Origin of the sequence: Bacteroides sp. HMSC067B03 (assembly GCF_001811315.1) — a bacterium.
GTDB classification, from domain to species: Bacteria; Bacteroidota; Bacteroidia; order Bacteroidales; family Bacteroidaceae; genus Bacteroides; species Bacteroides faecis.
This window is the reverse complement of record NZ_KV804317.1, coordinates 1-21,538: the sequence shown is the minus strand read 5'-3', so window position 1 is coordinate 21,538 and position 21,538 is coordinate 1. Positions and strand designations below refer to the sequence as shown.

Here is a 21,538-nt window from a genome sequence, read left to right as displayed (position 1 = left end):
GGGGCTGTGCCTTAGTTTTGACACAGCCCCTTCCTTATAATATAATCTGCGAAAGTTTCTTCGTCTATTTCACGATTCCTCGTTCAGAGCCTCTCACGAAGTTAACGATGTTTTCAATCTCTTCACTCATCGGAACCTGGTCTACGATCTTCTGCACAGCATCCTGAACGCTGAAGTTACCTTGATAAATCAGGCGGTAGGCATTGGCAATATGACGGAGGATTCTTTCCGATGTATTGTGGTGCTGTGAAAGTACCACAGCATTCACCCCATGATAGGCAACAGGATTGCCGGACATGATTACATAAGGAGGAACGTCTTTCGAGATGCGGCATCCGCTCTGTACCAGTGTCCAGCTACCGATGTGGCAGTACTGATGCAAGGTAACGTTACCACTCAGGATCACACAGTCGTCTAGTACACATTCACCTGCAATCGTTGTACCGATTCCCACTACACAGTTGTTGCTGATCTGCACGTCATGGCAAAGGTGTACTTTATCCATCAGGTAGTTGCCGTTTCCGATTCTGGTTGCATTGCCTGCAAATGTGGCGCGGCTGATTACTACATTTTCGCGGATATCGTTATTATCTCCGATAATCAGGCTGCTTTCTTCTCCTGTATAGTGAAAGTCTTGCGGCTCTGCTCCCAGGACAGCATTCTGATGTATCTTGTTTCCTTTTCCCATTTTAGTACCTTTCAGGATACTGGCGTATGACATGATAGTGCAGTCATCCCCGATTTCCACATCTTTCTCGATATAAGCAAAAGGCAGGACAGTTACATTCTTGCCTAATTTCGCCTCGGGGTCTACGTAAGCTAACGGACTAATCATAATAGTATATGTTTAAAGTTAATCTTCTCTTCCACCACCTAATGCCTGGTAAAGGCTGACTACAGCCTGCATCTTGTCGAAACAATCGGAAACCTGAGAAATCTGTGCGCTCAGGTAAGATTGCTGTGCTGACAAAACCTCCAGATAGGTTGACGTCCCTAAGTTAAACAATTCTTTTGTATCTTCCGAAGCTTTTTTGGCAGATTCTACCTGCATTTGGCGAGATTCGGCCTTTTTACTGGTATTTTGGTATAAACTTAGTGCATTGCTGACTTCACTTCCGGCATTAAATAGCGTTTGCTGGAAAGTTAACTTCGCTTGTTCTTCCTGTGCTTTCGCTGCTTTCAGACGGGCGATATTCGTACCACGGTAGAATAAAGGCTGAGTCAGTGAACCAACAGCGGATGCCAGTAACTTACCCGGATTGATGATGGCGGAACCTGCACTGTTCGTCCATCCGGCGGAACCGCTGAGGGTGATCTGCGGATAGAAAGCGGCACGGGCGGAGTTCGTATTATAATAGCAGCTTGCCAGAGACATTTCGGCTGCTTTTACGTCCGGACGGTTGGATAACAATTGCAAGGGAATACCTGCGGAAAGTTCCGTAGGAAGTACTTGCGCTTCCAGTACTCCACGTTTGATGGCATGCGGAGCTTCTCCCAGGAAAGTAGACAAGGCGTTTTCCGTTTCGCGGATGCTTTGCTCGATGTCGGGAATAGAAGCTACCACCTGTGCATAGGCAGCTTTGCTTTGTGCTAAGGCAGCAGACGTGTATGTCGACCTCTCCGAAAGAGCCTGTACAGTTTCAGTATTACGTTTCAGTACTTCAGCCGTTGCCTGGGTGATTTCCAGCTGGCGGTCGAGCATCAGCAGGGTATAATACATATTGGCGATGTTGGAGATCACCTGTGTCTGCACAGCCTGACGGTAAGCCTTTGTTTGTTTCAGCGTCACTTGTGCGTTCCGCTTGGAGTTCAGCAGTTGTCCGAACAGGTCAACCTGCCAACTGGCAGTAACTGGCAGTGAGTATGTTTTGGTTGCTGCATTCTTGTCGAAACTACTGATTGTTCCCTGTGGAGACAAACCTATGGACGGCGCGTAAGCCAGTCGGGCTGACATCAGAGAAGCTTCTGCTGCTTTGACGTTCTGGGCAGCTGAAAGGAGATCTGTGTTTTGTTTCAGTCCCTGCTCGATGAGAGACTGGAGCTGTGGGTCGGTGAAGACTTCTCTCCACGGCAGATTACCGAAGTTAGTGGTATCCGAAACCAGTGTGTCGTTCTCCGATGCCGGATCACGATACAGTCCGGAAGTGGTAATGTCTTCGGGTCTGTCATACGACTTATAGATGTGGCAGCTGCTCAGGAGAGCAGTTGCACACAACATATATAGAATCTGTTTCTTCATATCGAATTTCATTATTTAGCGTATTGTTCAATCTCAGTTACGGCATCTGCATTGTCGATGTCTTCCCATTCCATTGGTTTAACCTTCTCCTGCAAGTACTGGAAGATTACGAACAGGGCAGGAACGATAAAAATCTGGCAGATCATACCGATCAACATACCACCGATAGAAGCTGTACCCAGTGTACGGTTACCGTGGGCACCTACACCGAAGGCAAACATCAACGGAAGCAGACCGACTACCATGGCAAGGGAGGTCATCAAGATCGGGCGGAGACGGGCGCCGGCACCTAATACGGCTGCCCAGGTAATGCTCATACCCATCTTACGACGGTCGAGGGCAAACTCTACAATCAAGATCGCATTCTTTGCCAACAGACCCATCAACATGATCAAAGCGATCTGCATATAGATGTTGTTGGACATGGTACCGAGTATCATCTTCAACGATGATATACTACCGATAGCACTCATTCCGTTGACGAACAGGAAGCTGCCCAACAAACCGAACGGAATAGACAGCAATACGGCAAGCGGAAGGATGTAACTTTCGTACTGTGCACTCAGCAGCAGATAGACGAACACGAAGCAAAGGATAAAAATCAAACCTGTGGTACTGCCGCTGCTCTGTGCTTCTTCACGCGCCATACCTCCCAGCTCATAAGTATAACCTGCAGGAAGATTTTCCTGTGCTACTTCTGCCAGAGCAGCCAGTGCCTGACCGGAAGTATATCCGGAAGCCGGAGCAACCATCACCTTCATGGAAGTATACAAGTTGAAACGGCTGATGATATCAGGTCCGTATACTTTCTCTACAGAGATAAACTGAGCGATTGGAGCCATCTCACCCTGGTTATTACGAACCTTGACATTCTTCAATGATTCCAGGTTCTTACGTGATAACGGGTCTGACTGGATCATTACACGGTACATCTTACCGAAACGGTTGAAGTTGGATGCATACAGACCTCCGTAGTATCCCTGCATGGTGCTTAGGATATCACTCGGACTGATACCTGCTTTCTTACATGCTGCCGCGTCAATATCAATCATGTATTGCGGGAAGTTCGGGTTGAAAGATGTTTTTGCCGAGTTGATTTCCGGACGTGCTTCCAGTGCTTGTGTATAGTCGTTGACTACATCAAAGAACTTGTTCAACTCACCACCGGTTTTATCCTGCATGTTCACCTCGATATCCGTAGATGCCGAATAACCCGGAATCATAGGAGGAGCGAAGAACAGCACTTGTGCTTCTTTGATGATTTTCTGTGCACGCATATATAAGGATGCGACAACGATATCGGAATTCTGTACGGCAGAACGTTCGTCCCAGTCTTTCAGCTTGATGATGAATGAACCGTAAGAAGGTCCCTGACCACCGATGAAGCTAAATCCGGAGATCATTGTACGTGAGGAAACGGCGGGATCGGCAGCGATCAAACTGTCTACACGAGCCAGAATCTGTTCCGAACGGTCTTGTGATGTTCCCGGAGGTAATGTTACTGCTCCCATCAGTGTACCGGTATCTTCATTAGGCACCATACCTGTCGGAGTGGTATTCATGAAGAATATAAGCAACACGATAGAAATGACCACTAATCCCATTGACAGCCATTTTTTCTGAATGAAGAACAATACACGTTTCTTATACTTCTTCAGGATAGAATCATAAGCTGTATTGAAAGAGGTGTGGAAGCGGTCCACCAAAGTCTGTTTCTTGTTTCCGTGATCGGTATTATGCGGCTTCAGGAAGATGGCGCACAGTGCCGGACTTAACGTAAGAGCGTTTAGTGCGGACAAACCGATCGCGATAGCCATTGTCAAACCAAACTGACGGTAGAAAGTACCGGCTGTACCACCCATGAAGCTAACAGGAACGAACACAGCCATCATCACCAGCGTGATGGATACGATAGCTCCACCCAACTCGTGCATTGCATCGATAGATGCCAGGCGGGCAGATGTGTATCCCTGGTCTAGCTTGGCATGCACACCCTCGACGACCACAATCGCGTCATCAACCACAATCGCAATGGCAAGCACAAGGGCACATAGTGTCAGCAAGTTCAAACTGAATCCGATCAGAGACAATACAAAGAAGGTACCGATCAAAGCTACCGGAATAGCGATAGTCGGAATCAATGTAGAACGTAAATCCTGCAAGAAGATATATACTACGATAAATACCAGGATAAATGCTTCAATCAATGTCTTCAATACTTCGTGGATAGAAGCGAACAAGAAGTCATTGGCATTCATTGAAATGTTAAGCTTCAATCCGGCTGGCAATGACGTTGAAGCTTCATTCAGCAACTTTTCGATATCACTGATGGTCTGTGTCGCATTCGTTCCTGCCATCTGATAAACGATACAAGTTACTGCCTTGTGTCCGTTTACCCGGTTGGTAAAGTTGTATCCCAAACGGTCTAATTGAATTTCTGCAATATCATTCAGACGAAGCACTTCGCCGTTCGGCAAAGACTTGATGACGATATTCTCAAATTCTTCCGGTTGCTGCAAACGTCCTTTGTAGCGGATTGTATATTGGAAGGTCTGGTTGCTGCGTTCACCGAACTGTCCCGGAGCAGCTTCTATGTTCTGTTCAGCCAAGGCTGTCGATACGTCGCTCGGTATCAGTTTGTACTGTGCCATAACGTCTGGCTTCAGCCAGATACGCATAGAATAGTCCTGGCCCATCACATTGGCATCACCCACACCCTGTACACGTTGAACCTGAGGAATCAAGTTGATCTTTGCATAGTTTTCGATGAATGCGTCTGTATAGGTGTCGGTTTCGTCGTAAAGAGAGAATACGACCAGCATGGAAGTCTGGCGCTTCTGAGTCGTTACACCGACTTTGGTTACTTCGGCAGGCAGCAATCCCTGTGCCATGGAAACACGGTTCTGTACGTTGACGGCAGCCATGTCCGGGTCAGTTCCCTGCTTGAAGTAGATGGAGATATCACCGGAACCTGTATTGGATGCAGTTGAAGTCATATACATCATGTTCTCTACACCATTGATTTGCTCTTCCAGTGGGGCAATCACGGAGTTCAATACGGTTGATGCACTGGCACCCGTATATGTGGCTCTTACCGATACGGTAGGAGGCGCAATGTCCGGGTACTGGGTGATAGGCAGTGTTGCCAATCCGATAGCACCAAGGATGACTATCAGGATGGAAATAACCGTTGATAGTACCGGACGGTTAATAAAGTTATCTAATTTCATACGATTACCTAAGTTATTAGTTGAAAGCTGTAGCCAGATTTCCGTCGTGCTGGTCTTTCAAATGCTGTTGATAGTTCGCTTCTTTCTGGGCTGGTGTGATCGGTTGTATCTTCTGACCGTCTTTGAGAGTCTGCACACCTTCGACCACGATTTTGTCTCCTGCATTCAATCCGGAAGTAACAAGATATTCTTTTCCGTTATCCAGATTGAAAATGCTGATTTCTGTATATTTCACGGTGTTGTCCGGCTGTAGAACGTAGACGAACTTTTTGTCTTGAATTTCCTGAGTTGCAGCTTGTGGTATGCTGATCATGTTGTCCATGGTATAAGGGATCAGGACATTGGCTGTACCACCACTACGCAGGATGTGTTCTTTGTTCGGGAAGATAGCACGCATGCTTACAGAACCGGTTGACTGGTCGATCACTCCTGTGATAGCGTCTACTTTTCCTTCTACATCGTATGTTGTACCGTCGATCAATTGTAGTTTGATGGCTGGTATCTTGCTGATCTCTTCTTTGATGGTCCCTCCGGTTTTGGTCATAGCCAACAGTTCTTTTTCTGTCATAGAGAAATATACATATACCTCGTCTATTTCAGATACCGTAGTCATTGGCGTAGCCATAGAAGGGCTTACGAGTGCTCCCAGACGATAAGGAATATCGTTGATCACACCGTCCGAAGGACTCTTTACTTGTGTAAAGGAGTAATTCTGCTGTGCTGTAGTCAGCTGTGCTTTAGCCTGGGCAAGTTGCGCCTGAGCCTGTGCCAGTGAATTCTTTGCCATTGACAAGTCATAGTCGCTGATGATCTGTTTTTTGTTCAGCTCAATCTTATTGTCAACAGTCATCTGCTGAGTATTCACAGCTGCTTCTGCTGTTGCAACCGCTGCTTTTGCTGTACGTACTGCTGCTTCGTACTGAGTAGGATCTACGATGAATAAGAGCTGTCCTTTGCGAACGGTTGCTCCTTCATCTACGCATAGCTTTGTGATGAAGCCCGATACCTGCGGGCGAATTTCTACGTCTTGTCTACCTTTGATGGTAGCCGGATAAGCTTTCATTAGGTCTGCAGTTGTCTTCTGTAATTCCTGTACTGCATATTCTGGGACTTTTCCCGTGTCATTGCCCTTATTGCCACAACTAGACAAGAGGGCTAAGCAAAATGCAAATAAAACAATTCTACTTTTCATACTTTATATTTATCTGTTTTTTAAAATTGTGCGTTCGTCGCAGTGTGTATTCATTGTATGGATAGATGATCCAAGGAAGAAAAGCCGGAAACTTATTCTATGAAATAAGTTTCCGGCTGCAAAAGTACTTTAAATTCGGTATTCTTGTATTCTGATACCGTGTTTTTTAACTATGTTTTTTACTTTAGTTTATGATATATAGGATTCATAATAAAACTAAACTCGTAATCTTGATAGGGAAGACGGTATTTTTCTAAAGGAATAGCCCCCCAACTGTTGACACAGGCAAGCCCCGTTTGTGCTTTATCAATACAGAAGTTTGTGAAGTTGGCTTTTTCTACTTCCGGTGAATGGCGTTGGTCTTTGCCGGCACCGTCATCCAGTGATTCGATTGTATAGTTCAGTGCAGAAGCGGAGAACGGTGCATCAGCTACAAACTGCAATCCATTACCACTGATATTGAGCAGGTTCCACCAACGGACGTCTGTTTTCGTTCCGGTTTCCTGCGGGCGGATGTATGGATAGAATTGCTCTTCTACAGTTTGGCGATATTTGCCGATCATTGCACCATGGTTACGGTCTGCATAGTTTTCGCCCGGTCCGCGTCCATAATATTCTACTTCATTGAATGTGACAGGCATGCGAAGTTGCATTCCGAAACGGAACATTTCAGAGATTTTCTTGCTTTTGTCTGCTTCCATTTTCTGAGTAACTTTTACAGCTCCCTTATTATTAATGATGTATGTCAGGAATAACTTTCCTCCTATAGACTTCATATCATATTCTGCACGGATAACTGCTTGTTCATTTTCAATATCATGCTTCAGTGAGGTCAGTTTCAATTCCGGATGTTTCCAGGCGCCATATCTGTGTTGTAATCCTGCACCAAAGTCATTGTCGGTCGGAGCGCGCCAGAAGTTAGGAGTCAGGGCGGTTCCATCTTCCATTAGTTGTATACCATTGACATCATAGCGGCAGAGATAACCGTTGTGTTTGTTGAATTCGAGCGTAAAGTCTTCGCCGGAAACGATCAGGTAATTATAATCATTGGTCTGGAAGGTAGGTACTACTACTGCGATATTAGAGGACTGCTTGTTTTCCAGTTTGAGTTCCGGTGCTTTGTAATCGCGGATGCTCATTTGGTCATAAGCGATCGTCTCTCCTGCCGGGAGCAGTGTCTCAGCTGCTTTTAGTTTGTAGCTGACGTTCAGCAACAGTTCCTTGCAAGGACAAATATTCTTGGTGTCAAATGGCAACTGTAGCTTTACTGTCTGTTGCGGAGCTACGTTCAAGTCTGATACGATACCGTTTTGAACAACTTCTCCATTAGCCAGCAACTGCCATTCCAGATAGTATGTAGACAGATCGCGGAAGAAGTTCTCATTATAGATATTGATTTCACCTTTGGAAAGGTCGGCTGGTGTGGTCCAGATGTTCTGGTAGAAATATCCTACTTCATAAGCATGCGGATTGGGTACCCGGTCGGGGCTGATTAAGCCGTTGTCGTTGAAGTTATTGTCCGAAGCGTCGTATTTGTTGAAGTCGCCTCCATAACCATAGATGGCTATACCGTCTTTATTTTTCCAATGGCAAGACTGGTCAACAAAGTCCCAGATAAATCCACCTTGATATTTCGGATACTTACGGATGATGTCCCAGTATTCTTTGAATCCACCCATGGAGTTACCCATCGCATGCGCGTATTCGCATTGGATAAGCGGTTTGTCGATATTGCCTTCACAATATTTGATACATTGGTTATAATCATAGTACATCGGGCAGAAAATGTCGGTGAATTCACTCGTTCTTGCCTGCTCGTACTGTACGGCACGTGTCTTGTCTTCGTTCTTGATCCAAGTGTAGCAATGTTCGAAGTTCGGTCCCATACCTGCCTCATTTCCTAATGACCAGAAAATGATAGACGGGTGGTTATAGCTGCGTTGCACATTACGCTGGTTGCGTTCCATGTGTGCTTTTGCATAAATCGGGTTTTTAGCTAGTGTTTTGTCACCATATCCCATTCCGTGAGATTCAACATTGGCTTCGGCTACTACATACAAACCGTATTCGTCGCAAAGATCATACCAGCGGTTGTCATCCGGGTAGTGGCAGGTACGTACCGCGTTGATATTAAGCTGTTTCATCACCTTGATGTCTTGTATCATACGTTCGAGGGAAACGACATAGCCACCGTCCGGGTCCATTTCATGACGATCGGCTCCTTTGAAGAGTACAGGCTGTCCGTTGACGAGTATTTGTCCGCCTTTCAGTTCGATTTTACGGAAACCTACCTTGATGGGAATCACTTCTGTAATGTTGTTCCCGTTTTTCAGAGTGGCGGTCAATGTGTAGAGGTTGGGTGTTTCAGCAGTCCATTTTGCGGGGTTGGCTATGTTGAAAGTTGTATTTAGTTTGCCGGAACCTTTCAGGTCGGCTGTTGCTACGCTCTTTCCTTGTGCATCTGTAAGATCGAGAGCTACTGTGCCACTGCCTTTCAGGTCGATGGCTATGTTTAGTGTACCGTCCTTATACTGGTTGTCCAGGTCGGGAGTAACACGGATATCTTGAATATGCTTTTTGTCACGTGCATACAGGTAGCAATCACGTCCCACACCGGAATAGCGGAAGAAGTCCTGATCTTCCAGATAACTGCCGTCGCACCAGCGGAATACTTGGAAGGCAATCAGGTTTTTCCCGGGTTTCAGGTAATTGGTCAGATTAAATTCGGCTTCCAGCTTGCTGTCTTCGCTATAACCTACATAACGGCCATTTACCCAGAGGTACATATTGGAAGTTATGGAGCCGAAGTGGGCAAAAATATCTTTCCCTTTCCAGTCGGCAGGAAGAATGATTTCTTTCCGGTAAGAACCTACGTGGTTGTTTTCTGTGGGTACGAGGGGAGGGTTGTGCTGGAATTGGTTTCTCCAGGCATAACCGACATTTACATAGATCGGATCACCATAACCATTCAGTTCCCATACAGCGGGCACTTTAATGTTGTCCCATCCTTTGTCGTTAAAACTAGTCTGATAGAAGTCAGTCGGGCGCGCGTCTGCATTTCTTACCCAGTTAAATTTCCAGAGACCGTTCAGAGTCATAAAATTCTTTGAGTCCTCTTTGCTGCCCACTTTAGCTTCATCAGCCGATGCATAGGCAAAATAATTAGTGTGCATTGCGGAGCGGTTTACGGAATTCACTTCCGGGTCTTTCCACTCATTAAAGTTCTGTGCTTGGATGGCTGTTGTTAGTCCTAGTGCAACCAAACAGCAGGAAAGTAGTTGTTTCTTCATGGGTTTTTTGTATTAGGTTTGAATTTCGGGAGTCAAAGATAGGGATTTATTAACAAGATAAGGACCAATAATCATTCATTTAAGGCTACTTTTTAATAAATTAGCTAGAAAGTGTAGTGTTTATTGGTGAAGAACGTTTATTTTTGCAGCATGTTACAATTTGAGAATCAAAAGATAAAACATATCGTGCGTAAAGCTTTTCCGGTGGTAGTACTGGCGGCTATACTGTACTCCTGTGCCAGTATTGGGCGACCGGAAGGCGGACCTAAGGATTATGATCCTCCGCGTTTCGTCGGCAGTACTCCTGTTGCAGGTGCTATTAATAATAAGAGAACGAAAGTTTCTCTCCAGTTTGATGAGTTTATTAAGCTAGAGAAAGCGACCGAGAAGGTGGTTGTTTCTCCTCCTCAGATACAACAACCGGAAATCAAGGCTTCAGGAAAGAGAATACAGGTGAATCTGCTTGATTCGCTGAAGCCTAATACCACCTATACTATAGATTTCTCGGATGCTATCGTTGACAATAATGAAGGTAATCCTTTAGGAAATTTTGCATTTACTTTTTCTACCGGTGCACAGATTGATACTATGGAAGTATCAGGAACGGTACTTGACGCTTCCAATCTGGAGCCTATTAAAGGAATACTGGTCGGATTGCATGCTAACCTGAATGATACAGCTTTTACCAAACTCCCTTTCGACCGTGTGGCTCGTACTGACAGTCGTGGACGCTTTTCTATCCGTGGGGTAGCTCCCGGCAAGTATCGTATCTTTGGACTGATGGATTCTGACCAAAACTTTGCTTTTACTCAAAAGAGTGAAGTCATTGCTTTTAATGATTCATTGATCATTCCGCGTATGGAGGAAAGACTTCGTATGGATACAGCTTGGGTGGATTCTTTGACTTATGATACGATTGTTGAGAAGAAATACATGCATTATCTGCCGGATGATGTGATTCTCCGCGCTTTTAAAGAGTTAAACTATTCGCAGTACCTGATTAAGTCCGAGCGGTTGGTTCCTCAGAAATTCACACTCTATTTTGCAGGTAAAGCAGATACTTTGCCTGTGCTGAAAGGCTTGAACTTCGAAGATAAGGACGCTTTTATCATAGAAAAGAACCAACGGAACGATACGATTCATTACTGGGTGAAGGACTCTTTGCTTTATAAACAGGATACCCTTGCTCTTAGCCTTACCTATCTTTATACAGATACGTTGAATCAATTAATTCCTCGTACAGATACGTTGAAGTTGGTATCCAAACAAAAGACTTTGACTAAAGAAGAGCCCGAGAAGAAGAAAAAGAAGAAAAAGAAAGATGAAGAAGATGAGCCGATACCTACCAAATTCTTACCGGTGAATGTGAATGCACCTTCATCTATGGATGTGTATGGTTATATCTCTTTGAACTTTGAGGAACCGATTGCTAGTTTTGATACTGCGGCCATTCATTTGCGGCAAAAGGTGGATACGATTTGGAAGGATGTCCCTTTCGAATTCGAACAAGACTCATTGAATTTGCGGCGGTTTAATCTGTATCCTGGAAATGATTGGGAAGCTACAATGGAATATGAGTTCTCGGTGGACTCGACAGCTTTTCATGGCATTTATGGTTTGTTTACCGATAAGATAAAACAATCGTTTAAGGTGCGTAGTGAGGATGAATATTTTACTCTTCATTTCAATGTTACGGGAGCGGACCCGATGGCATTTGTAGAGTTGTTGGATGCTCAGGATAAAGTGGTACGTAAACGGAGGATTGACAAAGGAATGGCTGATTTTTATTTCCTGAATCCTGGAAAATATGGTGCCAGACTAATTAATGACACTAATGGAAACGGAGAGTGGGATACAGGTGATTATGCAAAAGGACAGCAGCCGGAAGCTGTCTACTATTACCCGAATATATTGGAGTATAAAGCTTTATGGGATACAACCCAAAATTGGGATATCCATGCAACTCCTGTAGACAAGCAGAAGCCGGATGAACTTAAAAAACAAAAACCAGATGAAGACAAAAGAAAGAAAGATAGGGAACAAGATAACCAAAACCGCAGGCGCCGCTAGTTTGCGCCGTAATCTAGTTATAGGCTTAGTAGCATTGTTTATAGGGTGTTTTGCACTTCCTGCCAATGCACAGTGTGAAGCAAAGAACGATGCTTTCCAATCTGGAGAGCATGTGATGTACGACTTGTACTTCAACTGGAAATTCGTTTGGGTGAAAGCGGGTATAGCCAGTCTGACAACCAATGCGACTACTTATCACTCAGAACCTGCATACCGTGTCAATCTGCTTGCTTTAGGCAGTAAGCGTGCCGATTTCTTTTTCAAGATGCGTGATACATTAACTTGCGTCATGGGAGAAAAGCTGGAGCCTCGTTACTTTCGTAAAGGTGCCGAAGAAGGAAAACGCTATACGGTAGATGAGGCTTGGTTCTCTTATAAAGACGGTCTTTGTTTTGCTAAGCAAAAACGTACGTTCCGTGACGGAGAAGTTCAGGAATCAGAAGAAAGTGATAGCCGCTGTATCTATGATATGCTGACTATTCTTGCTCAGGCGCGTTCTTATGATCCTGCTGATTATAAGGTAGGCGATAAAATCAAATTCCCGATGGCTACCGGACGTAAAGTAGAAGAACAGACGCTGATTTATCGGGGAAAAGAGAATGTGAAAGCTGAAAATGGAGTAACCTATCGCTGCCTGATCTTTTCATTGGTTGAGTATGATAAGAAAGGGAAAGAAAAGGAGGTGATTACCTTCTTTGTGACAGATGATAAGAATCATCTTCCTGTCCGTTTGGATATGTTTTTGAATTTTGGTTCTGCCAAAGCTTTCTTAAATGATGTCAGAGGTAATCGTCATCCGTTGACTTCTATCGTTAAATAGTGCGTCAGCGAATCTGGCGCACTTCGTTTCCTGTCATTACAGCGTAAAAGGAACTTTCTGGTCTTTTCTGAAAACACTTGATTCGAATGTAGCAATCAAGTCCCCGTTTTGGTTGGTTACATCTACCTGATAGCAACCGGTACTTCGACCGATATAGCGTTCGCGCGCTTCGGCATAAAGGGTATCGCCCGGACCGCTTGCACGTAGAAAAGTGATTGTGGATGAGAGGGAAAAGGACAGCGTACCATGAGAATTGGCGGCTGCTGCAAGTGCAAGATCTGCCAATGTAAAGATAGCTCCTCCTTGAGTTCGTGCGCCGGCATTAAGATGTTCGGGTTTTATTTCCAGCTTGGCTTTGCTATATCCTTCGCGTACTTCAAGCAATATTACACCTGCATTTTCGGCGAATAAATCATTTTTAAAAAACTCTTGTGGGGTCATAATGGTTAATTTTGAATTACTAATTTGAAACTTCTAATAATGGGGCTATGAGCTTTGGATTAAACTATAATTCAAAACTCATACCCCATCATTAAAGATTCTCCTGCAAATGTAATAAATTTATTTCCATATGCGGTTACCAGATCTTTACCTTTTTACCATTCAATTGCTTGATCCTCATCTGGAATCAATGGATTGATTTGTCGTTCCATTGTCATGGAGCCTTTTACTTCATAAGTCATCGGATAATCTGGATTAGAAGTGACATCCGTGTACTTGTAACTCAACTCTAGCGTAGTAAGATGGCGTTCCATATATTTGATGGTTTCGTGTTGAATGATTCGTTTTTCATACTTACACTCTCCCAGTGGTTGAATATTGATTTCTGATTCACTTGCGTCGCCGTATAGTTTCAACGTTCCTTTAACAGTACCTTCCTCGTCCTCTGTTGCTTCTCCAAACTCCACAAATACTTTATATCTGGAGCGGTTTTCGTCTTCCACCCAAGTTGAACCGGCATAGAAGAAAATGGTATTTTCGTCCACTACACGGGCTACACGTGTATCTACCTTAGCGGGATCTGATGTTGTTCCTTCGATGTAAATATTCATCAGTGTGGTATTATAAGTACCAGAATAGTCATTGAACAGATTGACTCCCAGCAGCGCTTTATAACGTCCCTTATATTTATTTTGTATATAAGAGGGGTCTTCTTCAATTGTCAACGGAAGTACATATTTCTCATCCAGTTCCAACCCGTTAAAGTTGAAATGGATGGGATAGAGCTGTATGTTTTCTCCTGCAGGAATGTGGCAAATATTTGATTCAAAAGAATAATGTTGTTTTGCAAGGGGGACATACCAAAGATCTTGACGGCCTACAGGGAATTTCTCCTGATTAAGTATTCGGAGCGTGTCCTCATCTACGGCTATTTTCACGTCTATATTTCGATCGTTATTCTTCGAACCACTGACAATGACCGGCAACTGGTATATTCCCATTCCATCCGGCTGATAGCGTACATAAATTTCATTCAGACTATTGTCTCCCAAAGGAGCCTTGAAAGAAATCATCTGCGTGTAAAGTTCCTCCTTCCATTCGTCATTGCACGCACTGAATGTTGCGCACATTGCCAATATCATTCCTAAAATATATAATTTTCTCATATTGATTTTTTAGTTTATAATGTTAATACTAATCATAGTACTGCCATCCGGGAGCTTGTGACAGATTCTTGTTCCGTTTCAGTTCATCGAAGCTGATAGGCCAGAAATATTGTTTACGAGAGAAAGACGTCTGTAGCTCGGCTACTCTGACCGGCAGATAATACATGTCTTTGTATTCTTCGTTCATTAGTGTGTTGCAACCGTAGATTTGCTCACTTTCATGCTCTTCGACGATCTTCCAACGGCGCAGGTCATAGAAGCGCTGGGTTTCTGCAAAGAATTCGATTTGCCGTTCATGGACTATTTTTTCAAAGAACTTTTTCGGATTCTCATATATCTCATCACTATAATCGGGTACTCCGGCACGCATACGGACAGGTTTTACTCCGCGGCGCATCTGTTCTTTGTCACGGGAGATGTCGTAAGTCTGGTTTCCGTCCCATGAGGCTATTTGATAGTGTGCCCCTTCAGAAATATTATTTAGTGCTTCTGCATACATCAGTAATATGTCGGCGTAACGAAGTGTAGGTTCCACTTTCTGATAGATGGAGCCTCCCCATTTGGCACAATCGTTCGGGTTTACATATTTCATAATGCCGATACCGGTGATACACCAGTTATCAGAACCGTTTATACGTCCGTCGGTCGCTCCCCGATAATACCAGATTTGTTTGTTTCGTGAATCTTTCCCTCCTTCTTCCTTGATGCTTAGTGCATTCCAAATTGCTCCGTTGAAAGCTACGGAGGCATAGAAACGAGGTTCACGGTTGGTATATCCCCACCATACATTATTTTTTACGTGGTCGTACTTGTGTTCATCTTTGTTTTCATCGTTTGTGAACTTTCCTTTCCACAAGGTGTAGTATTCTTTGCTAAAAGGTTTACCATCTGCCATGTCATAAGCTTCACTTTGTTTCAGAGTTATTCCGTGTACATTATATCCTCCAAACGTTCCGGGTAGTTGATGCTTAACGAAATCTACCATGGTGTTGTCTGTTTTTAAGTCATTGCTGTCTCCATTGGTTCCTCGGGTGAAAATAAGTTCTTGATTCTCTGCAGCATAGATGTCACCATTAAAAATAGAACGATAAGACTCAAAAGGATCTATATTGGCCCATCCTTCTGGAAAGGGCTTGTTGCTGTATTCCTCATGATAGGGCGGTTCAATCGTAGTTGGATAAGCTTCGTCTGTACTAACCGGACGTCTTTCAAAAGTATAAAGTTTGTAAAGTCCGCTTGCTTCCGAGTAATCAATCATATCTCTGGCAGCAGCAGCGGCTTTTGCCCACTTCTCTTCATTGTATTCTTGCGGAATCAGTTGTTTGCCGTCCTTGTTGGTGAAGTCTGCCATTTCCGTATTTCCGTTAACCAGCGGACTAGCGGCATAGAGAAAAACTTTGGCGCGTACAGCCAGTGCGGCTCCTTTGGTTGGGCGGGCAATGTTCAAGTTATCACGTTTTTCGAATAGTTCGGTAGCTGCAATTTCCAATTCAGAGGTAATGAATTGCACACATTCGTCATAGGTGTTGCGTGGATACGCCAACTCATCATATGATTTTGTATAATCGGCTCCTTCCGGTGGTAGGATGGGGATCGGACCGAATTTTCTCAGAAGCATCCAGTAGAAATAGGCACGCAGAAAACGGGCCTGTCCTCGTACATCTGTCACTTCCTCCGGAGTGAGATCCTGATTCTCATGTAATTCATTCAGCAGGATGGAAGCTTGATAGATTCCGTCATATGACCATTTCCATGCATTCTGACCGCCTGTGGAATTTAAATATTCGCCACGCTTGAATTTGGCAAAACGGTCTCCACGCTCGTTGAATACTTGGTCATCTGAGAAGTTGAAAGGACATACGTCACTGTGTCCTACTTCCAGATTATCTCCCTGCAAGCGGCTATAGCAGAATGATAGCCATTGGAGTGTATAGTCTTTGTCTGAGAAAATGCGTTCTGTAGACTGTTGATCTCTGAAATAGCGATCTACATTTAGATAATCGGAACAGGAAGTGAGTCCTAACCCGAGCGCTACCGCTCCCAATAAGATGTATTTATTTCTTTTCATAATTTTTCTTTTCATAATTGTTTTAGATTCCCACCGTCAGTCCGATGGTAACAGTTTTAGATAGGGGATACTGTTGTCCGTTAGAACTACCTAGTTCCGGATCCCAAAGTTTAAAGTCGGAGAAAGTCAGTAGGTTTGTTCCCATCAGGTACAAACGCACACGGTCCAGATGGAGTTTATTGACAAACCGTTTCGGGATACTGTAACCTAGTTCCACATTTTTCAAACGGATGTATGAACCGTTTCGTAACCAATAAGTTGAAGCGCGATAATTGTTATCATTGCCTCCATAACTCAGACGTGGATATCTGGCATTCGGGTCCTCGTTGGTCCCCAACGACCAGTAGTTTCCGACTACATCTGTCAGAATGTTTCCCCAGGACTTCTCTTTGAAGGGATATACGGTGAATCCGTCTATGAAGAAGGATGATTTTCCGGCTCCTTGGAAGTGAACGTTGATGTCAAATCCTTTCCATTGCGCAGATACACCGAATCCGTAAATCAAGTTAGGGCGAGTCGTTGCGCCGATGGGCACTTCGTCGTCTCCGTTAATGACTCCGTCACCGTTTACGTCTTTGTATTTGATATCGCCTGGCATGATGCCTGACCCCTGTGATGGCCTGTTACGAATTTCTTCATAGTCTTTAAATAATCCTTCAGCTATCAGACCACGCGCCTGGTCTACACGGAATCCGTACTTCATCTTATACGGGTAGCGACTATTCTCTTCGTCATATTCCTTGATCTCATTTTTACTATAGGTCATGTTGGCACGTACCGTAAGGTCTACCTCACCTACCTTCTGCTTATAAGCAATATTGCCGTCAAAGCCTTCGGACAAGACAGAGCCTACGTTAGCATAAGGTTTTGTTGTGATGTGATTCAGACCGATAATCTGAGGAAGATAACTACGCAACATATAAATACCGTTGCGCTGTTCGTGGAAGTAGTCAATGCTGCCACTGAACTTATCATTGAACATAGAGAAGTCAAGTCCGAGGTCATGTTTCTTGGCTACCTCCCAAGTGATGCTGTTTGATGCAATTCTCGAATAGGTCAGTCCGGTATAATAATAATTACTGGTGCCGATATCACCGTAATAGTAACCGTCTTCATCCCATGTTCCGAATTTCTCTACGTATGGGAAGCGGGTTCCCACATTGTCGTTACCTACCTTACCGTATGAGTAGCGCAGCTTAAACATGTTCAACCATTTGAGATGTTTCTTGATGATTGACTCTTCAGCGATGTTCCATGCCACAGAATAGGCGGGAAAAAATCCAAACTGCTGACCTGAGGCAAAGTTCTCGGAACCGTTGTAACCGAAATTGAAGTCAAAGAAGTAGCGGTATTTCCATCCATAGGTGAAACGTCCTGCAAATCCCTGATGACGATTTTGAATACTCTGCACAATCTTCTCGTAGCTATCTGTATTGCCGTTGTGAGATGTATTGGTAGTCTTGTCCTGAGAATACTTTAAAACGGCTCCTAGCATGTGGTCACCAAACGTACGGTTATAGTGTAGCTCTGCCTCCAGATATTCCTTCCGTTGTCCACTTGAATACATCGTTCCGTCCATCAGTTTCTGCGTCTCTATTCTTCTGAATTGCAGCTCTCCGTCGGAGGTACGTTGCCGTTCTGCTAACCAACTTTCCGGCCATTTGAAACGGTTGTCACCGTTATCTGTATAAGTATCGAAGCCGAAGCGCCCATAGAATTTTAATCCCTTTGTAATAAATTTCAGATCTTGTTCAAGGTTAACTGTAGTCTGGATTTTATTCTTCCATGTTTCCTGATACCCTTGCTGGGTAGTCAGCACCCACGGATTTCTTCGTCCCTCATTACCGACTGCTGCCCATTTTCCGTCACTATATTGTACTGGTGAAGCGATGGGACTGTATCCCATCAGTGAGTGCCATATTTCATGATATTGGCTTCCCGGCAGGTTCTGTTTGTCCAAAGACCCCGATACACCTACTTTTAGTAGCGTAGTTTTTGTCAGGTCTATGTCTACATTCATGCGGTAGTTCCAGCGATGGTAGTTGGCATTGGTGTTATAGTCCGTCATAGCACGATCTGTCTCGTACATACCACCTTCATTTACATAACTGGCAGAAATAAAATAACGGGCCACCGTACCACCTCCGGTCAAGTCTACGGTTGCACGATAAGTGGGGGCGCCGTCTTTCAGTATTAAGTTCATCCAGTCCACATTCGGGAAAAGATCCTGATCCAGCCCGTTTGCAAACAGTTTCAAGTCACTTTCGCTATAGGCTGGAGCTTGACTACGACTAATTAAGGCTTCGTTCATCATGCGGGCATACGTTGGACCGTCTACAAATTCCGGAGTTCTGGTGCGTGTATTATACGAGGTTTCTACTTTGGCATTAACGCGGGTCTTTCCTTCTTTTCCGCGTTTGGTCGTGATCAAGACAACTCCATTTGCACCGCGTGAACCGTAAATTGCTGTTGCAGAGGCATCCTTCAACACTGAGAAGTCTTGGATATCTTCCACATTGATCTCATTCATATCACGCTCGAAACCATCGACTAGCACCAATGCACTGCCGCCGGCGCCGAAAGTGGAGATACCGCGTATCCAAAACTCGGAGATATTACTACCCGGCTGTCCGGAAGTTTGGCGAGCGAGTATACCGGCCACATTACCTGCAAGAGCGTTCGTTATACTTGCTGTCGGAGTACGTAGCTGAGAAACGTCGACTGTGGTAACGGCACCTGTCACAGTTACCTTCTTCTGAGTGCCGGTTCCTGTGACAACAACTTCGTCGATGACCGTTTCTTTCGTCTCTACCATAACGACGTTAATGATTTTTTTGTCTTTGATAAAGACTTCCTGTTTTGTAAATCCCACATAAGAGAAGATCAAGTAAGAATAATTGGGAACCTTGATCTTATAACGTCCGTTTATGTCGGTTATCGCGCCGAAGCCCGGTATGTTTTTCGCTGTAACGTTTACACCTACTAAAGGTTCGTTCTTTGGATCTGTGACGATTCCTGTCACTTCAATCGTCTCTTGTTCATTTTGGGCATAGACTGTAGTTGTCCAGCCTACTATCAAGAAAAATAGTAAGATTATATTTCTCATATTCATTTGTGTTTTAAATAGTATTATTCCGTTGTCATATAACGAATTCCTTTATTGTCGATATCTCCGATATAGAACATATCTGTATCAGGATCGTAGGCAAGGCCGGCAGGCTGATTGAAACGTGCTTCATGTAACGGATTACCGTCTACATATCCCCAAATTTTGCCGTCGGCATTTTCGTTACTTCGTCCGGCTGCGAGAGAGGCTACTCCATGTGGGTCCAGCTTCCAGATGCAGTGATTTTCTCTGTCACAAAAATAGAAGTCATATTGGTCTTTGTCAGGACCGATTCCTTCTCCGTATTTTTCGTTTTTAACAAATACACCGAACTGTGGTTTGTTAAACCGGGCGCTACCTCCTGTTCCTTCTTTGAAACTTTTATCGTTCATGTTTCCGGCAATGATGCTGGGATTACCGAATGTTTTTGCCACCGGATCATAATCGGCTCTGAACACTGCGCCAAAATTGTCGGAAAGCATGTACATAAATTTATTGGACGGGTGCTTGAATAATATCGTGTGTGAACCGCCCACTGCTGATATCTGACTCAGACTAAAGGCAACTTCCGCATTCTCGTCGATATTGGGAATAGCTCCATTGCGTATCATTTTGTAGACTTTTCCTTCCCACCAGGTGGTGTAAAAGATGGTTCCGTCATCCATATACACTAAGCTATATGCTGTCCTGCCATAGTTGTAAGGACGAATTCGTCGAAAATTCTCACGACGGAGAGAATAATAGATATTTGCCCGGGTAGTGTTGTCCTGACCGTGGTCATCGGTAAACAGCAACGTGTCTCCGTCAGCGCTGAATGTGAAAGAATACATTGTGCTATATCCTGTTCTTGGAAAGAGACGTTTTACAGTCCGCTCTGTCAGGTCTATTAGATGGAGACCGTCAGAATGGTTTGAAGAAAAAAGTAACCGGTTGTCTCCGTCTTTGTACTTGGGATCGAACACCATGCAATCATTGGAAGGAATAGAAGCTCCTTCATCGAACGAACCCTCTTGAAATGCGGAATTATTATCCTCATCTACTTTACGTAGCAAGGTGCCTACAACCGTTGCAGGAGTGTACTTGAATTCTTCTTCAAATGTATGTTCTGCAATCGGTTTGCCATCCGGTCCATCTATGCGAACATTGATTATTCCATCAAAAGCCTTGGAAGGAACCATGCAATAAATGTTTTTTCCATCAGCTCCGATGGTTTTCGTTTTTTCTCCACCGATCGTGATATGAATTTTGGTAGGGTCACTTCCAAAGTTACTGCCTTCAATGTACAGGCGGGTTCGCATACCTCCCTCTTTAGGATTAAAATCTGTAAATACTACCGGTTGAGATGGATCGTACTGATCGGGATCAACCTTATCATCTTTGCAACCGATGAGGAGTAAACAGCAGGCAAGTACTGTTATTAGGTGCTTTTTCATAAATATAAATTAATTAAATGGTTAAAATGTAGCTGAACAATAAATATTTTATTGCTTACAGCGTTTGCTTATCTCATATTATAAGCGCAGTATATATCATTGTATTTGACGGCTTGCTGAATTCTTCAGAAGAGAAATATAGGCAGCATCACATTCATAATTTTCGTCATGTGATTTTATTGGATATATTTCTAACAGAATAAATTTGGATAGCTGCGTCTTTTCTGTCTTCTTTATTCTATACTGAAATCCCAAATGGAACAATTGGAAGAGGAGCTAATGCATATAAATTAATTTGGATTTTCATGTTTATAGATATCAGAAAGGTCTAATTATAAGGCTAGCTAAAAAGATTCAAGACTTGTCTTACTTTTGATACAGATAGATCTGTAGAAGAGGGGGATGTAAATTCTATCTTTTTGGCTAGCCTCATGGATTACTGCGATCAGTCCAGAACCTTCACGCGGATATTACGGAACCAAA

The 21,538-nt window shown here is 43.9% G+C and carries 12 protein-coding genes; 2 read left to right on the top strand and 10 right to left on the bottom strand.

The window, feature by feature from the left end; translation table 11 throughout:
- Positions 1–64: 64 nt before the first annotated feature.
- The 5 genes from lpxA to HMPREF2794_RS07260 form a co-directional block, all read right to left on the bottom strand.
- Positions 65–835: an acyl-ACP--UDP-N-acetylglucosamine O-acyltransferase gene (gene lpxA, locus HMPREF2794_RS07280; RefSeq protein ID WP_010536069.1), complete on the bottom strand. Its 771-nt coding sequence runs from the start codon at positions 833–835 to the stop codon at positions 65–67.
- An 18-nt stretch (positions 836–853) separates the two neighbouring features.
- On the bottom strand, positions 854–2,239 hold the full coding sequence (locus HMPREF2794_RS07275; RefSeq protein ID WP_010536070.1) for a TolC family protein: 1,386 nt from the start codon (positions 2,237–2,239) through the stop codon (positions 854–856).
- Between the two features lie 11 nt (positions 2,240–2,250).
- Entirely contained in the window at positions 2,251–5,469 is a 3,219-nt protein-coding gene (locus HMPREF2794_RS07270; RefSeq protein ID WP_070751252.1) for an efflux RND transporter permease subunit, read from the bottom strand.
- A 16-nt stretch (positions 5,470–5,485) separates the two neighbouring features.
- Positions 5,486–6,661, bottom strand: a complete 1,176-nt coding sequence (locus HMPREF2794_RS07265; RefSeq protein ID WP_022300936.1) for an efflux RND transporter periplasmic adaptor subunit — start codon at positions 6,659–6,661, stop codon at positions 5,486–5,488.
- Between the two features lie 179 nt (positions 6,662–6,840).
- Positions 6,841–9,951 (bottom strand): beta-galactosidase, LacZ type, encoded by a 3,111-nt coding sequence (locus HMPREF2794_RS07260; protein ID WP_070751251.1) that lies wholly within the window; start codon positions 9,949–9,951, stop codon positions 6,841–6,843.
- Between the two features lie 150 nt (positions 9,952–10,101).
- On the opposite strand from HMPREF2794_RS07260, the gene HMPREF2794_RS07255 reads away from it, so the two are divergent.
- Both HMPREF2794_RS07255 and HMPREF2794_RS07250 read left to right on the top strand, forming a co-directional pair.
- Positions 10,102–12,021, top strand: coding sequence for an Ig-like domain-containing protein (locus HMPREF2794_RS07255; RefSeq protein ID WP_010536074.1), 1,920 nt, complete (start codon positions 10,102–10,104; stop codon positions 12,019–12,021).
- The gene (locus HMPREF2794_RS07250; RefSeq protein ID WP_010536075.1) at positions 11,963–12,841 is read left to right on the top strand and encodes a DUF3108 domain-containing protein; all 879 of its coding nucleotides are present in this window, start codon (positions 11,963–11,965) and stop codon (positions 12,839–12,841) included. Before HMPREF2794_RS07255 ends, HMPREF2794_RS07250 begins: the two co-directional genes overlap by 59 nt.
- Positions 12,842–12,877: 36 nt before the next feature.
- On the opposite strand, the gene HMPREF2794_RS07245 is transcribed toward HMPREF2794_RS07250, so the two are convergent.
- From HMPREF2794_RS07245 to HMPREF2794_RS07225, 5 genes are all read right to left on the bottom strand, one after another.
- Positions 12,878–13,282, bottom strand: a complete 405-nt coding sequence (locus HMPREF2794_RS07245) for a PaaI family thioesterase (protein ID WP_010536076.1) — start codon at positions 13,280–13,282, stop codon at positions 12,878–12,880.
- 155 nt (positions 13,283–13,437) lie between these two features.
- Positions 13,438–14,448, bottom strand: coding sequence for a DUF4973 domain-containing protein (locus tag HMPREF2794_RS07240; RefSeq protein ID WP_010536077.1), 1,011 nt, complete (start codon positions 14,446–14,448; stop codon positions 13,438–13,440).
- A 28-nt stretch (positions 14,449–14,476) separates the two neighbouring features.
- On the bottom strand, positions 14,477–16,516 hold the full coding sequence (locus tag HMPREF2794_RS07235; protein ID WP_029425191.1) for a RagB/SusD family nutrient uptake outer membrane protein: 2,040 nt from the start codon (positions 16,514–16,516) through the stop codon (positions 14,477–14,479).
- 22 nt (positions 16,517–16,538) lie between these two features.
- Positions 16,539–19,622, bottom strand: a complete 3,084-nt coding sequence (locus tag HMPREF2794_RS07230) for a SusC/RagA family TonB-linked outer membrane protein (RefSeq protein WP_022300934.1) — start codon at positions 19,620–19,622, stop codon at positions 16,539–16,541.
- Positions 19,623–19,645: 23 nt separating this feature from the next.
- The gene (locus tag HMPREF2794_RS07225; protein WP_010536080.1) at positions 19,646–21,055 is read right to left on the bottom strand and encodes an IPT/TIG domain-containing protein; all 1,410 of its coding nucleotides are present in this window, start codon (positions 21,053–21,055) and stop codon (positions 19,646–19,648) included.
- Positions 21,056–21,538: the final 483 nt, after the last annotated feature.

Bases quoted from the DNA above. Each gene is read 5' to 3' on its own strand.
- lpxA (WP_010536069.1), bottom strand. From the start codon at position 835: ATGATTAGTCCGTTAGCTTACGTAGACCCCGAGGCGAAATTAGGCAAG.
- HMPREF2794_RS07275 (WP_010536070.1), bottom strand. From the start codon at position 2,239: ATGAAGAAACAGATTCTATATATGTTGTGTGCAACTGCTCTCCTGAGC.
- HMPREF2794_RS07270 (WP_070751252.1), bottom strand. From the start codon at position 5,469: ATGAAATTAGATAACTTTATTAACCGTCCGGTACTATCAACGGTTATT.
- HMPREF2794_RS07265 (WP_022300936.1), bottom strand. From the start codon at position 6,661: ATGAAAAGTAGAATTGTTTTATTTGCATTTTGCTTAGCCCTCTTGTCT.
- HMPREF2794_RS07260 (WP_070751251.1), bottom strand. From the start codon at position 9,951: ATGAAGAAACAACTACTTTCCTGCTGTTTGGTTGCACTAGGACTAACA.
- HMPREF2794_RS07255 (WP_010536074.1), top strand. From the start codon at position 10,102: ATGTTACAATTTGAGAATCAAAAGATAAAACATATCGTGCGTAAAGCT.
- HMPREF2794_RS07250 (WP_010536075.1), top strand. From the start codon at position 11,963: ATGAAGACAAAAGAAAGAAAGATAGGGAACAAGATAACCAAAACCGCA.
- HMPREF2794_RS07245 (WP_010536076.1), bottom strand. From the start codon at position 13,282: ATGACCCCACAAGAGTTTTTTAAAAATGATTTATTCGCCGAAAATGCA.
- HMPREF2794_RS07240 (WP_010536077.1), bottom strand. From the start codon at position 14,448: ATGAGAAAATTATATATTTTAGGAATGATATTGGCAATGTGCGCAACA.
- HMPREF2794_RS07235 (WP_029425191.1), bottom strand. From the start codon at position 16,516: ATGAAAAGAAATAAATACATCTTATTGGGAGCGGTAGCGCTCGGGTTA.
- HMPREF2794_RS07230 (WP_022300934.1), bottom strand. From the start codon at position 19,622: ATGAGAAATATAATCTTACTATTTTTCTTGATAGTAGGCTGGACAACT.
- HMPREF2794_RS07225 (WP_010536080.1), bottom strand. From the start codon at position 21,055: ATGAAAAAGCACCTAATAACAGTACTTGCCTGCTGTTTACTCCTCATC.